Origin of the sequence: Mesorhizobium sp. WSM4983 (assembly GCF_029625765.1) — a bacterium.
Classification (GTDB): domain Bacteria; phylum Pseudomonadota; class Alphaproteobacteria; order Rhizobiales; family Rhizobiaceae; genus Mesorhizobium.
Map to the genome: position 1 here is coordinate 1080383 of NZ_JARTVM010000001.1, position 12428 is coordinate 1092810.

The 12428-nt window shown below is 64.3% G+C and carries 10 protein-coding genes and 3 pseudogenes; 4 read left to right on the forward strand and 9 right to left on the reverse strand.

Translation table 11 applies throughout. The features are described from left to right. The first annotated feature begins 40 nt into the window (after window positions 1-40). The 3 genes and pseudogenes from P9254_RS05300 to pcaF all read left to right on the forward strand — a co-directional run bounded on the left by P9254_RS05300 (window position 41) and on the right by pcaF (window position 2900). Window positions 41-899: pseudogene (locus P9254_RS05300) on the forward strand (CoA transferase subunit A). Further along, window positions 896-1695: pseudogene (locus tag P9254_RS05305) on the forward strand (CoA-transferase subunit beta). The pseudogenes P9254_RS05300 and P9254_RS05305 overlap by 4 nt, the downstream one beginning before the upstream one ends. Further along, window positions 1695-2900, forward strand: coding sequence for a 3-oxoadipyl-CoA thiolase (gene pcaF / locus P9254_RS05310; protein WP_278054278.1), 1206 nt, complete (start codon window positions 1695-1697; stop codon window positions 2898-2900). The pseudogene P9254_RS05305 and the gene pcaF overlap by 1 nt, the downstream one beginning before the upstream one ends. Window positions 2901-2913: 13 nt before the next feature. Here the strand turns inward: pcaF and P9254_RS05315 are convergent. From P9254_RS05315 to P9254_RS05335, 5 genes and pseudogenes are all read right to left on the reverse strand, one after another. Continuing rightward, a pseudogene (locus P9254_RS05315) lies at window positions 2914-3075 on the reverse strand (4-hydroxybenzoate 3-monooxygenase); the annotation flags it as partial. Window positions 3076-3135: 60 nt separating this feature from the next. After that, a complete protein-coding gene (pcaD, locus tag P9254_RS05320) occupies window positions 3136-3951 on the reverse strand; it encodes a 3-oxoadipate enol-lactonase (protein ID WP_278054280.1) in 816 nt (271 codons plus the stop codon). Between the two features lie 56 nt (window positions 3952-4007). Continuing rightward, complete coding sequence (locus P9254_RS05325) at window positions 4008-4943, reverse strand: PfkB family carbohydrate kinase (protein ID WP_278054282.1); 936 nt, start codon at window positions 4941-4943, stop codon at window positions 4008-4010. A 13-nt stretch (window positions 4944-4956) separates the two neighbouring features. After that, window positions 4957-5826, reverse strand: a complete 870-nt coding sequence (locus P9254_RS05330) for a MurR/RpiR family transcriptional regulator (RefSeq protein WP_278054284.1) — start codon at window positions 5824-5826, stop codon at window positions 4957-4959. Continuing rightward, complete coding sequence (locus P9254_RS05335; RefSeq protein WP_067328846.1) at window positions 5823-6812, reverse strand: sugar phosphate isomerase/epimerase family protein; 990 nt, start codon at window positions 6810-6812, stop codon at window positions 5823-5825. Before P9254_RS05335 ends, P9254_RS05330 begins: the two co-directional genes overlap by 4 nt. Window positions 6813-6957: 145 nt before the next feature. Between P9254_RS05335 and P9254_RS05340 the strand changes: the two genes are divergently transcribed. Continuing rightward, on the forward strand, window positions 6958-8616 hold the full coding sequence (locus tag P9254_RS05340) for a sulfatase-like hydrolase/transferase (protein ID WP_278054286.1): 1659 nt from the start codon (window positions 6958-6960) through the stop codon (window positions 8614-8616). Window positions 8617-8622: 6 nt separating this feature from the next. On the opposite strand, the gene P9254_RS05345 is transcribed toward P9254_RS05340, so the two are convergent. The 4 genes from P9254_RS05345 to P9254_RS05360 form a co-directional block, all read right to left on the reverse strand. Next, window positions 8623-9477, reverse strand: a complete 855-nt coding sequence (locus P9254_RS05345) for a sugar phosphate isomerase/epimerase family protein (RefSeq protein ID WP_278054287.1) — start codon at window positions 9475-9477, stop codon at window positions 8623-8625. Window position 9478: 1 nt separating this feature from the next. Next, window positions 9479-10255 carry an ATP-binding cassette domain-containing protein gene (locus tag P9254_RS05350; RefSeq protein WP_066992195.1) on the reverse strand — a complete coding sequence of 259 codons (777 nt, stop codon included), beginning with the start codon at window positions 10253-10255 and terminating at the stop codon, window positions 9479-9481. After that, window positions 10252-11244: an ABC transporter permease gene (locus tag P9254_RS05355; protein ID WP_067328839.1), complete on the reverse strand. Its 993-nt coding sequence runs from the start codon at window positions 11242-11244 to the stop codon at window positions 10252-10254. The genes P9254_RS05350 and P9254_RS05355 overlap by 4 nt, the downstream gene beginning before the upstream one ends. A gap of 144 nt (window positions 11245-11388) precedes the next feature. Beyond that, on the reverse strand, window positions 11389-12378 hold the full coding sequence (locus tag P9254_RS05360) for a sugar ABC transporter substrate-binding protein (protein WP_245460845.1): 990 nt from the start codon (window positions 12376-12378) through the stop codon (window positions 11389-11391). Window positions 12379-12428: the final 50 nt, after the last annotated feature.

Consider the following 12428-nt stretch of genomic DNA (forward strand, 5'->3'; position numbering starts at 1 on the left):
TGCTCCGATACGAACCTTCTAATCTCCGGAGCAATGGACGATGGTCAAGTTCCTGCCGCTGAAAAAGGCCGTTGCGGAGACTCTGCACGATGGCGATACGGTCGCCTTCGAGGGCTTCACCCATTTGATCCCGACCGCCGCGGCCCATGAGGCAATCCGCCAGGGCTTTCGCGACCTGACGCTGATCCGCATGACGCCCGACCTGATCTACGATCAGATGATCGGCATGGGCATGGCCAAGAAGATCGTCTTCTCCTATCTCGGCAATCCCGGCGTCGGCCTGCTCAGGCGCGTTCGCGACGCCATCGAGAACGGCTTTCCGCGGCCGATCGAGGTCGAGGAGCACAGCCACGCCGGCATGGCCAACGCCTATGAGGCGGGGGCCGCCGGCCTGCCCTGCGCGGTGTTCCGCGGCTATCGCGGCGCAGGCCTTGCCGCCGTCAATGCAACCATCAAGTCCATAACCTGCCCGTTTACCGGCGAGGTGCTGGCCGCCGTTCCGGCGATCCGGCCCGACGTCGCCTTCATCCACGCGCAGAAGGCCGACCGCAAAGGCAATGTGCTGGTCGAGGGCATCATCGGCATCCAGAAGGAGGCCGTGCTCGCCGCCAAACGCGCCGTAGTGACGGTCGAGGAAGTGGTCGACAGTTTCGACGATCTCCACCCCAATCTCACCGTGCTGCCGAATTGGACGATCGCGGCAATCTCGATCGTCCCGGGCGGCTCCCATCCGTCCTACACGCATGGCTATTACGAGCGCGACAACTCCGCCTATCTCGAATGGGACGAGATCGCCGCCGACCGCGACCGCTTCCAGGCATGGGATGCAGAAGAACGTCATCGAGAGCAGCGCAGACGACTTCGCTGCTCGCGTCGAGCATCTGAGGAAAGCCGCATGAGCGAGATCGATTTGGGCTTCACTCCCAACGAGATGATGACGATTGCCGCGAGCCGTGCGCTGAAGAACGACGATGTCTGCTTTGTCGGCATCGGGGCGCCGTCGGCCGCCTGCAATGTCGCGCGGCTGACCCATGCGCCGGACATCACGCTGATCTACGAGAGCGGCACCATCGGCACCGCGCCCCACGTTTTGCCGCTGTCGATCGGCGACGGCGAATTGTGCGAGACGGCGGTCACCACCGTCGCGGTGCCGGAGATGTTCCGCTACTGGCTGCAGGGCGGCCGCATCACCATCGGCTTCCTCGGCGCCGCCCAGCTCGACAAATTCACAACATCAACACTACGGTCATCGGCGACTATTCGCATCCCAAGACGCGGCTGCCCGGCGGCGGCGGCGCGCCGGAAATCGCCACTTCCTCGCGAGAGGTCTACATCACTATGGCGCAGTCGAAGCGCGGCATGGTCGAAAAGATCGACTTCTTCACCTCCTTCGGCCATGGCGAGGGTGGCGACCACCGCAAGCGGCTCGGCATCGACACCGCCGGTCCGACTTTGCTGATCACCGACCTCGCCGTCTGGAAGCCGGACCCTGTCACCAACGAATTCACCGTCGTGTCGCTGCATCCCGGCGTCGCCCGCGAAGAGGTGCAGGCGACCTGTGGCTGGGAAGCAAAGTTTGCCGAGGCGCTTGACGAGACGCCGGCGCCGACGGAACTCGAGCTGAAGACGTTGCGCGATTTGCAGGCGCGCACCAAAGCCGCGCATGCGGGTACCGACAAGGGGAAAGCTGCATAATGACTGATGCCTTCATCTGCGACTACATCCGCACGCCGATCGGTCGTTTCGGCGGCGCGCTATCCTCGGTGCGAGCCGACGATCTCGCCGCCATTCCGCTGAAGGCGTTGGTCGAGCGCAACCTGGGCGTCGACTGGGCCGCGGTCGACGACGTCGTCTTTGGCTGCGCCAATCAGGCCGGCGAGGACAACCGCAACGTGGCGCGGATGGCGTTGCTGCTGGCCGGCCTTCCCCAGGACATTCCGGGCTCCACGATCAATCGGCTCTGTGGCTCGGGCATGGATGCCGTCACCATCGCCGCCCGGGCCATCAGGGCCGGCGAGGCCGAGCTGATGATTGCCGGCGGGGTGGAGTCGATGAGCCGCGCGCCCTTCGTCATGCCGAAGGCCGACACCGCCTTCTCGCGCAATGCCGAGATCTACGACACGACCATCGGCTGGCGCTTCGTCAACCCGCTGATGAAGAAGCAGTACGGCGTCGATTCCATGCCGGAGACCGGCGAGAACGTCGCCGAGGAGTTTTCGGTCAGCAGAGCCGACCAGGACGCCTTTGCCGTGCGCAGCCAGGACAAGGCTGTTGCGGCGCAGGCCAATGGCCGGCTGGCGAAGGAGATCACGCCGGTGGCGATCCCGCGGAAAAAGGGCGAGCCAATCGTCGTCTCGAAGGACGAGCATCCCCGCGCCGGCACGACCATCGAGGCCCTGGCCAAGCTGCCGACGCCGTTCCGCCAGGGCGGCACCGTGACTGCCGGCAATGCTTCCGGCGTCAATGATGGTGCTGCTGCGCTGATCATGGCCTCCGAAGCGGCGGCCAGGAAACATGGCCTGACGCCGATCGCCCGCATTCTCGGCGGTGCTGTTGCCGGCGTCGCGCCGCGCATCATGGGTATCGGTCCCGCGCCGGCAACCAAAAAGCTCTGCGCCCGTCTCGGCTTGAGGCCTGACCAATTCGACGTCGTCGAGTTGAACGAAGCCTTCGCCTCGCAAGGCGTTGCCGTGCTGCGCGAACTCGGAATTTCCGAGCAGGCGGAGCATGTGAACCCCAACGGCGGCGCGATCGCGCTCGGTCATCCGCTCGGCATGTCGGGCGCGCGCATCACCGGCACGGCGGCGCTGGAGCTGCGCGAGCGCGGCGGACGCTGCGCTTTGGCCACCATGTGCATCGGCGTCGGCCAGGGCATTGCGATTGCACTGGAACGGGTCTGACGGCTCGGCCCGCTCAGTAAGGCAGGCCGACATAGTTCTCCGCCAGCGCGGTCGAGGCGGCAATGGAGTGTACGAGATAATTGAGCTCGGCTTCCTGGATGCGCTGACCGAACTCACCCGCCTCGGGGAAGCGGTGGAGGATCGTCGTCATCCACCAGGAGAAGCGCACCGCCTCGCAATCGATGCGATGGCGTCGCCCTCGAGCCCGGTCCGGTATCGGTTGGCATTGTTTGCGTCATCGTCCATGGGGAGGCTTCCCCTCAGGCAACGACGCGACGAAGGCGCGGATCAGGGCGACGAGCGCATCGGGCTGCTCGATGCAGGGAATGTGCCCGGCGCCGCGGATCAGCTCGAAGCGCGCGCCGGGGATCAGGTCGGCAAGCGAGCGCACGAGATTGGGCGGCGTCGAACCGTCCTGGTCGCCGCCGATGCAGAGCGTCGGCACCGCGATGCGGCGCGCGCTGTCGGTGAAATCCGCGTCGCGAACCGCCATACACGTGCCGATGTAACCTGGCAGCGCCTGCCTGGTCAGCATGTTGCGGCAACCGGCAAGCTCTGCGACGCGGTTGGCATGAAAATCCGGCGTGAACCACACCTTCATGATGCCATCGGCAATCGCCTCGATGCCGTCACGCTCGACCGTCGCGATGCGGCTGTTCCAGCTCTCGGCGGTACCTATTTTGTGCGCGGTGTCGCTGAGGATCAGCGCTTCGACGAGTTCGGGCCGCCGTGCATAGAACCCCTGCGCGACCATGCCGCCGACCGACAGGCCAAAAAGCACGACCTTCTGGAAGCCGAAGCAATCGATGAGCGCGCTCAGATCGTCGACATGGTCGTCGATCGAGCGCACGCCGCTGCCGATGTCGGAAAGTCCGTGGCCGCGCTTGTCATAGACGAGCATCGGCATCTCACCGGCAAGCCGTGCGACGATATCGTCCCAGATCCGCAAGTCGGTGCCGAGCGAATTGATGAAGATGATCGGGCGCGCAGCAGCCGTCCCGGCGATAAGGCGATGGTGCAACGCAATGCCGCCGATACTGACGAATGGCACGATCTCGATCCTCCAAACCAACATTGCACCAGTTGTCTAGATCGGTAAACCGAGGGCTACTCTGGACGGTGCACGCCGCCTTGGATCTTTTGAGGGGGCGTTTGGCGATCCTTCTCCGGGGTCGAGACCAGCAGGGCGGCGGCGGCATTCGCGGCGGCGATGGCGGCCTCGGTGGGCTCGCCGCGAGCAAGCGCAGCCGCAAAGGCACCGACGAATTCGTCACCTGCGCCATGGGTGCTGACCACCCTTACCGGAATGGCAGCGAGCGCAAAGGCGCGGCCATCGCGATCGTGATAGGCGACGCCATCGCCGCCGGCGGTGACGATTGCAGCCGGATAAACGATTGCCAATTGCCGCACTGCCTCAGCTGCGCCTTCAAGCGTGTCGACGACCGGAATGCCGGCCAGGAACTCCGCCTCTATGGCGTTGGTGATCACGATGTCGACGAGCCCGGTGAGTTCGGCGGGCAGCGGCCGGGCCGGCGCCGCGTTGAGCACGACGCAGCAGCCGTGAGCCTTCGCCGCGCGCGCGGCAGCGATGTTGGCGATTTCCGGAACTTCGTTCTGCAGCAACAGCACCTCAGCCTGCGCGAGCAGACCGGCGGCGGCCGCGACATTCTTTTCGCCGAGTGTCAGATTGCTGCCGGAAACGATCACCGCGCCGTAGTCGCCATCGTCGTCGAAGATGGCCACGCTCATGCCTGATCGGGTCCCCGGTTCTGTTCGCACGAAGCGGTGCTCGACATTGCTGCGGCTGAGATTGGCGAGCAGCGCGCGGCCGAAATCGTCGTCGCCGACGGCGCCGATCATCGCCGACCTCGCCCCCGCGCGCGCCGCCGACAGGGCCTGATTGCCGCCCTTGCCGCCGCATTTCGGCTGCCAGCCGAAACCGGTCACCGTCTCGCCCTTGCGCGGACGATCCGGTGCGTCGACCAGGATGTCGTAATGCAGGCTGCCGAACACGGCCACCAACCCCGCTGAAGCATCGCTCATCCGCGACGATCTTTCATCTGTACTTGTCTCGGCGTTTCGACGTCACTGCCGACATGGTGCGGCCGAGATTGTGCTCCGCCGCCTGATAGTCGCGCTGCGCCACCGCGACGAACAGCGCATCCAGGATGTTGAGCTGGGCGATACGGGCGGCCGCATTCTCGCCCATCAGCGGCGACCCCCGCGCGGTCGAGCAGAGCACGACATCCGCCTCGGCTGCCAGCGGCGAGTTGGCGTAGTTGGTTATGGCAAGCGTTCTGGCGCCGTTCTTTCTGGCAAGTTGAACGGCATCAATCACCGCGCTGCTGTTGCCGGAATGGGAAAAGCCGACGGCAATGTCTTCGGCGCCGAGGAGCGAGGCCGACATGAGCATCATGTGGGAATCGTCGTAAACCGCCGCGCGGATGCCGATCCGCAGGAACTTGTGCGAGACATCCCGGGCAATCTGAGCCGAACCGCCGACGCCATAGAAGTCGCGATGCTTGGATCGATAAATGAGGTCGGCGGCCCGGTCGAAATTGCCGATGTCAAGGATCGCCAGCGTTTCCTCCAGCGCCTGTATCGAAGTGCGGAAGACCTTTTGCACGATCTCGGCCGAACTGTCGTCGACGGAGAGTTCCCGGTGCATCTCGGCGGTCGGCGAGCGGCTGTATTCGCAGACTGCCGTCCGGAAGTCGCGATAGCCGGAGAAGCCCAGCTTCTTGGCGATCTTCACCACCATCGCCTCGGAGACGCCGGCCTCGTCAGCGATCTCCTTCAAAGGGATCGTCTCGTCGAAACCGCGGCGGCCGAACACGGTTTCCACCACCTTTGCCTCCAGCGGTGTGAGATGCGGCATCATCATGCGGATGCGCGGCCCCACGGCCCGGAGATCCGCGGACGTCATCCTGCAGCTCCGAGCAGGATTTCCTGGACGATAGCCTGCGAGGCAACCGCGTCCTGCCCATCGAGGGCAGCCGCCAACCGATTGTCCCGCTCCAGCCGCTCGACGACCCGCAACATGCGCTTGACGGTCATGATGTTGACCTCGCATTCGCGCACCGGGTCGAGACCGGTCATGTCCGGAAAGGTGTCGAAATAGATGGCACCGGCGTAGCCGTCCCTGCGTATCTGGCGCAGCAGCTCGATGGTCTGCAGCGTGTGCACGGCGCCGACCATCAGGCCGTCGTCGCGCTTGGCGTAGCCATCGTTGAGATGAACGCCGAGCAACCTGCTGTGACGGGCGACAAGAGCGGCGGCAAAGGCCGGTTGCTCGTCGGCATAAAGAACATGCGCGAAGTCGAGGGTGACGCCGAGATTGGGCAGGCCGGCCTCGCGGATCGCCAGCAACGTGGTCGCGGCATCCGGCATCAGCGAATAGGAACGCGGCTCGTTCGGCTTATATTCGAGGCTGATGGCGCAATCGGGGTCATGCGACGCAACTTCACGAATACCGTCGATTTCGTGTTGCCAAAGTGTCGCGTAGTCGGCTTGGAAAGCGTAGTCGAAACCATCCTGCCCCAGCCACAACGTCATGAGACCGGCGCCGGCCTCTCGCGCCGCGTCGATGCCAGCCTTGGTGAGGTCGATGGCTTCACGCCGCACTGCCGGATCGGGATTGGTGAACGCGCCGAGCTTGAAGGCGGGATTGGAATAGTAGCGCATCGCGAAGCCATTGATGGAAAGCCCGAGATCACCAAGCCTCCGTGCGATTTCCCTGGGGTTTTCACCGATATGGTCGGGAAAGTTGAGGTCGAGATCGGTGAGCCCCTCGACCTTAGCCGCCCGCGCCGCCATCTGCAGCACCGAGGGCTTCCCGGTAAGCCCGGCCCACTCCGCCTCAGGCCGCGAGGCGAAGGAATTGAGACGGGTGGCAAAACGGTGGGATGTCATTTGGGATCCTTGGGATGCCTGAGACTTCACATGAAAAAATGATTTTGTAAAGTTCTCTGGTGAGCTGTACAGGCTGGTTGCCCTGGTTGGCATGCGCTGATTGTTCTGGCATTACCGGGTTCGAGAACCATTCCGACGGGCAGCAATGACCTCGAAACACAACGTCCTTTTCATCATGTGCGACCAGCTGCGGTTCGATTATCTGAGCTGCGCCGGGCACAAGAGTCTGACGACGCCGAACATCGACCGGCTCGCCAGCCGCGGCGTGCGTTTCACCAATGCCTATGTGCAATCGACGGTCTGCGGCCCCTCGCGCATGAGCGCCTATACCGGCCGCTACGTCCGCTCGCACGGCTCGACGCATAATGGCGTGCCGCTCAGAGTCGGCGAGCCGACGCTGGGCGACCATCTGCGCGAGGTCGGCGTGCGTTGTGCGCTCATCGGCAAGACACATATGAAGGCCGACGAGGAAGGGATGGAGCGCCTCGGCATCGCCAAGGATTCCGTCATCGGCGTGCGTGTCGCGGAATGCGGCTTCGAGCCGTTCGAGCGCGATGACGGCCTGCACCCCTCGACCAGCTACGACCCCGATCCGGCCTACGACTCCTATCTGCGCCAGCACGGCTTCGAGGCCGAAAATCCTTGGGAGCATTGGGCGAATTCCGGCGAAGGCGAGAATGGCGAGAATTTCAACGGCTGGCTGCTCGTCCATGCCGATAAGGCGGCGCGCATTCCGGAGGAGCATTCCGAGACGCCTTACATGACGCGCCGCGCCATGCGCTTCATTGAGGACGCCGAGGCCAAGGGCGAAGCCTGGTGCGCGCATCTTTCCTACATCAAGCCGCACTGGCCCTATATCGTGCCCGCGCCCTACCACGCCATGTACGGCAAGGCGGACATCCAGCCGCCCGTTCGCAGCGAAGCCGAGCGCATCTCGCCAAACCCGATCTTCGAGGCCTTCCAGCAGGAGCGGTACTCGAAGAACTTCTCGCGCGATGAGGTCCGCGAAACGGTCGTTCCCTGCTACATGGGCCTGATCAAGCAGATCGACGATCAGCTCGGCCATTTGTTCGACTTCATGGAGAAGCGCGGCCTATTCAAGAACACGCTTGTGGTCTTCACTTCTGACCACGGCGACTATCTCGGCGACCATTGGCTCGGCGAGAAATACCTGTTCCACGACGTCGCGGTGAAGGTGCCGATGATCGTCTACGATCCTCGTCCGGAAGCCGACGCCACAAGAGGAACCACGTTGGACGCGCTGGTCGAGATGATCGATCTCGCACCCACCTTTCTCGATTATTTCGGCGGCAGGCCCAAGCCGCATGTCCTCGAAGGCCGCTCGCTGCTGTCGCTGACTTCGGGTGAGCGGAAGAGCCTGCGCAACTATGCCATAAGCGAGTATGACTACAGCGGCGATGCGGCGCGGCTGAAGCTCGCCATGCCGGTGTCGGGCTGCAAGCTCTACATGATCACCGACGGCCGCTTCAAACTCGTCCATGGCGAAGGTGTCGAGCCGATGTTCTTCGATCTCCACAACGACCCCGGCGAATTGCGCGACCTCGGCCGCGAGCCGTCGGCCGCCGGCGACATTGACCGGCTGCGCAAAATGCTGATGCGCTGGCTGGCGCTGCCCAACAATCGCATTACCGTCCCCGACGAGTGGCTGACGGAGATCGACGACAAGGTCGGCCATTTCGACCCGATCATCGGCTCCGGCGTGCTCATCGGCTATTGGGACGAGGCCGAACTCGCCGAACAGCTGGAGGCGCGTCGCCGCTGGCTGACGCGCCGGGGCAACTAGCTTTCGTTACCCGAGTGTCAGCCCCGCCTTCTTCGCTTCCTCGCGCAGGAACGGCAGCCCCACCTCGATGACGTCGCGAGGGTCTTCCGCCACCGGGCGCCACACCGCGAGCCCCCCGGCGATGTCGACGTCGACATGGTTCATGCTTTCGAGCGTGATCGGGCCCTCATAGCCGATGTCGGCGATCGCCTTCATGCAGGCTGCCCAGTTCAGCATGCCGCGCCCCGGCACACCGCGATTGGCCTCCGACACATGCACATAGCCGAGGAAGGGCGCCGCCGCCTCGAAGCCGGCCGCGAAGCTCTCTTCCTCGATATGCATGTGGTAGGTGTCGAGATGGATGAAGATGTTGTCGGCGCCGATGCGCTCGATGATGCGCGCCGCGTCGACGCCGCGGTTGATCAGATGCGTCTCGTAGCGGTTGCAGGGTTCGATGCCGAGGTTCAGGCTGCGGGCCTTCGCCGACTTTGCCGCCCTTTCGAGGAAGCGGCACATGCCGTCGATCTCCCGCTGCGTCGGCGCCCTGCCGGTGGTCTTGCCGATCGTGCCATAGGTGACGCCGCCGAGCGCCTCGGCGCCCACCTCGTTGCAGACCTTGAAGGCCGGCTGCAGGAAATCGAGCGCTTCTTCCGGCCGCTCCACCACGTCGAGTGCGCGCGGCAGGCCGAGCGACGGAATGAGCTGCACGCCATAATGGTTTGCAAAACCGCGCGTGCGCTTGGTGTCGATCTCCTCGGGTCTGAGCAGCGGGATTTCCATGAGGCCAATACCGAGCTCCTTCAGCCGGCCCATCTGCGGCTCGATGCGGGCCAGATCCCAGACCGGGGCGATGGCGAAAGTGTGCAGTCCGAAAACATTCATATCAGCCTCGTTGTTCGTGCGCCGCCGCGGCGGCCGTGTCGCCGCCGCCGACGATGCGGCTGACGACTTCGTTCATGTTGGTTTTGGCGGTGACGAGATCGGCATCCGCCCTGCCGTGGCGCAGCACGACGATGCGGTCGGTGACCGACAGCACGTCGTTCAGCCGGTGCGAAATCAAAATGACGGCGATGCCTTCAGACTTCAGCCGCCGGATGAGATCGAGCACGCTCTGCACCTCGCGCACAGCCAGCGCCGCCGTCGGCTCGTCCATGATGACGAGCTTCGGGTTGAAGGTGAGCGCCCGCGCGATGGCCACCGTCTGCTGCTGGCCGCCGGAGAAGGAGCCGACGGAACGACTGATCGACGGCAGGTGCGCCCCGAGCCGCTCGATCATCCGCGCCGCCTGCCGATCCATCTCGGTCTTGTCGACAAAGCCGGGGAAGAGGCCGAGCAGCCTTTTCGTCGGCTCGCGGCCAAGGAAGATGTTGGAGGCCACGTCCTGCTGCTTGGCCAAGGACAGATCCTGGTAGATCATCTCGATGCCGAGCCGTCGCCGCTGGCCGGGGTCGAGGGCGAGGATGTCCTTGCCGTCGAACTCGATCGAGCCGGTGTCGGCGCGGTAGATGCCGGTGATGGTCTTCATCAGCGTCGACTTGCCGGCGCCGTTGTCGCCGACCAGCCCGACCACCTCGCCGGCTGCGACCGACAGGTCGACGCCATGCAGCACGTCGACCGCCCCGAAGCTTTTGCGGATCTTGTGGAGCGAAAGCAGGGTCATACGCGCGACTCCTTCCGCACCTGATACTGGTCGATGAAGACCGCGAGGATGAGAACCGCGCCGATCGCCATCTGCTGGTAATAGGATTGCACGGCAAGCAGCGTCAGCCCGTTCTGCAGCACGCCCATGATCAGAGCGCCGATCATGGTGCCGAGGATCGAGGCACGGCCGCCGAACAGGTTGGTGCCGCCGATGATCGCCGCGGTGATCGCGGTGAGTTCGTAGTTGATGCCGGCGGTCGGATCGCCCGCATTGACGCGGGCGGTGAACAAGAGACCGGCAAGCCCGGCAAGCGCGCCGGAGAGCGTGTAGATGATGCGGCGATGCTGCTCGACGCGGATGCCGGCTGCGCGCGCCGCGCCCTCGCTGTCGCCGAGCGCCAAAGTGTGGCGGCCGAAGCGCGTATAGGCAAGCACCGTATGCGCGACGATCGCCGTCAGCACGAAGATGATGACGGGCATCGGAATGCCGAGCGGCCTCCCTTGCCCGATATAGACGATCTCCGGCGGCAGGCCGTAGATCGCCCTGCCCTGCGAGATGACGAGCGCCAGCCCGCGCGCAAGGCCCAGCATGCCGAGCGTTACGATGAAGGCCGGCACGAAGGCGCGGGTGACCAGTTGGCCGTTGATGTAGCCGGCGATACTTCCGGCCAGAATGCAGGCGATCACCGCGAACACCGACGGCCAGCCGAGGTTGACGGCGACGAAGGCCCCCGCCACGCCGGCAAGGCCCATGACCGATCCCAGCGACAGATCGAGCCCACCTGAACCGATGACGAAGGTCGCGGCGATCGCCAGCACGCCGATCGTCGACGTGGCGAGCAGGATGTTGAGGAAATTGCTGAGCGACAGGAAGAAAGGCGACAGAATCGCCATCGCCGCGCTCAGCAGCACAAGCACCAGCAGCGACTCCAGCCTGATGTGGAGCCTCTCGACGGATGCGCGCTGCACCCGAGCCCAAAACCCGGGCTGCGCCGTTTCGGAAGCCATGTTTTGACCCTTCTGGGTAGGGGACTAGGGGAATAGGGAAGTCAGCGGGAGAGAGCCGGGTCTGGGAAGTGCAAACCTTCCTCCTCCTACCCCCTACTACTGACCTACTCCCCTACTGACCTGCTCCCCTAGTCCCTTCTCTTGCTACTTCACATATTGCAGCATCGGCTCCTTGCCGGCGTCGAGCACGTCCTTGGTCAGCACCAGGGTGGGCACCGCGATGCTTTCCTCGACCTTCTCGCCGGCCAGCGCCTTCTTGACGTTCTCGACCGCCTGCTTGCCGACGAGATAGGGAAGCTGCGCGACGGAAGCGTTCAGGCGGCCTTCCTTGATCGACTTCACCGCGTCGATGTTGCCGTCCACGCCGATGATCGTCACCTGCTCGCCTTTGCCGGCGGCGTAGACCGATTCAACGGCGCCCAACGCCATGCCGTCGTTGGCGCAGAAGATGGCAACCAGATCGGGATGCGCCGTCAGTGTGTCGGTGGCGATCGAGGCGGCCTTGCCGCGATCCCAATCGCCCGGCAGCGAGGCGACCACCTCGAGCCCCGGCGCCAGTTCCTTGAGCTTGTCGGCAAAGCCTTTGGCGCGCTTCTCGCCGGTGATGTTGCCTGAGAGACCCTCGATCACCAGCACCGGACCCTTGGCGTCCTTGCCAAGCTTGGAGACGAGATATTCGGCCCCTTGCGCACCCGCGGCGACGTTGTCGGAACCGATATGGAAGGTGACCTTGACGCCTTCCTTGTCGAGAACCGCCTGGTCAAGATTGTTGTCGAGATCGACGATCTTGATGCCGGCATCCTGCGCCGATTTCAGGCAGGGCAAAAGGTTGGTCGAGTTGATGGCGGCGGTGATCATCGCCACCGGCTTGCGCTCGAGCATCGTGTTGCAGAGGTTGAGCTGCGGCTCGGCCGCCTGGTCGCTTTCGGCCGCCTGCTGGAAGTATTTCACGCCGGCTTCCTTGGCGCCGTCGGCGACGCCCTGCGCCATCGCGCCCCAGAACGGATTGGCCAAGGTCTTCATCAGCACGCCATATTCGCCGTCCTCGGCCTTAGCAGTGCCGACCGCGGCAAAGGTAAGCGCCACGCCCAATGCGAGAGTAAATCGATTTATCTTTGTGGAAAGCGATGTCATTCCGTCCTCCGTTTGTTTGCGCCGGATGCCTCGGCCAGGGCCGGCACTCT

What these genes read in the sequence shown, in the direction of transcription:
- pcaF (WP_278054278.1), top strand. Translation starts at nt 1,695, where the DNA reads ATGACTGATGCCTTCATCTGCGACTACATCCGCACGCCGATCGGTCGT.
- P9254_RS05325 (WP_278054282.1), bottom strand. Translation starts at nt 4,943, where the DNA reads ATGAGCGATGCTTCAGCGGGGTTGGTGGCCGTGTTCGGCAGCCTGCAT.
- P9254_RS05330 (WP_278054284.1), bottom strand. Translation starts at nt 5,826, where the DNA reads ATGACGTCCGCGGATCTCCGGGCCGTGGGGCCGCGCATCCGCATGATG.
- P9254_RS05335 (WP_067328846.1), bottom strand. Translation starts at nt 6,812, where the DNA reads ATGACATCCCACCGTTTTGCCACCCGTCTCAATTCCTTCGCCTCGCGG.
- P9254_RS05340 (WP_278054286.1), top strand. Translation starts at nt 6,958, where the DNA reads ATGACCTCGAAACACAACGTCCTTTTCATCATGTGCGACCAGCTGCGG.
- P9254_RS05345 (WP_278054287.1), bottom strand. Translation starts at nt 9,477, where the DNA reads ATGAATGTTTTCGGACTGCACACTTTCGCCATCGCCCCGGTCTGGGAT.
- P9254_RS05350 (WP_066992195.1), bottom strand. Translation starts at nt 10,255, where the DNA reads ATGACCCTGCTTTCGCTCCACAAGATCCGCAAAAGCTTCGGGGCGGTC.
- P9254_RS05355 (WP_067328839.1), bottom strand. Translation starts at nt 11,244, where the DNA reads ATGGCTTCCGAAACGGCGCAGCCCGGGTTTTGGGCTCGGGTGCAGCGC.
- P9254_RS05360 (WP_245460845.1), bottom strand. Translation starts at nt 12,378, where the DNA reads ATGACATCGCTTTCCACAAAGATAAATCGATTTACTCTCGCATTGGGC.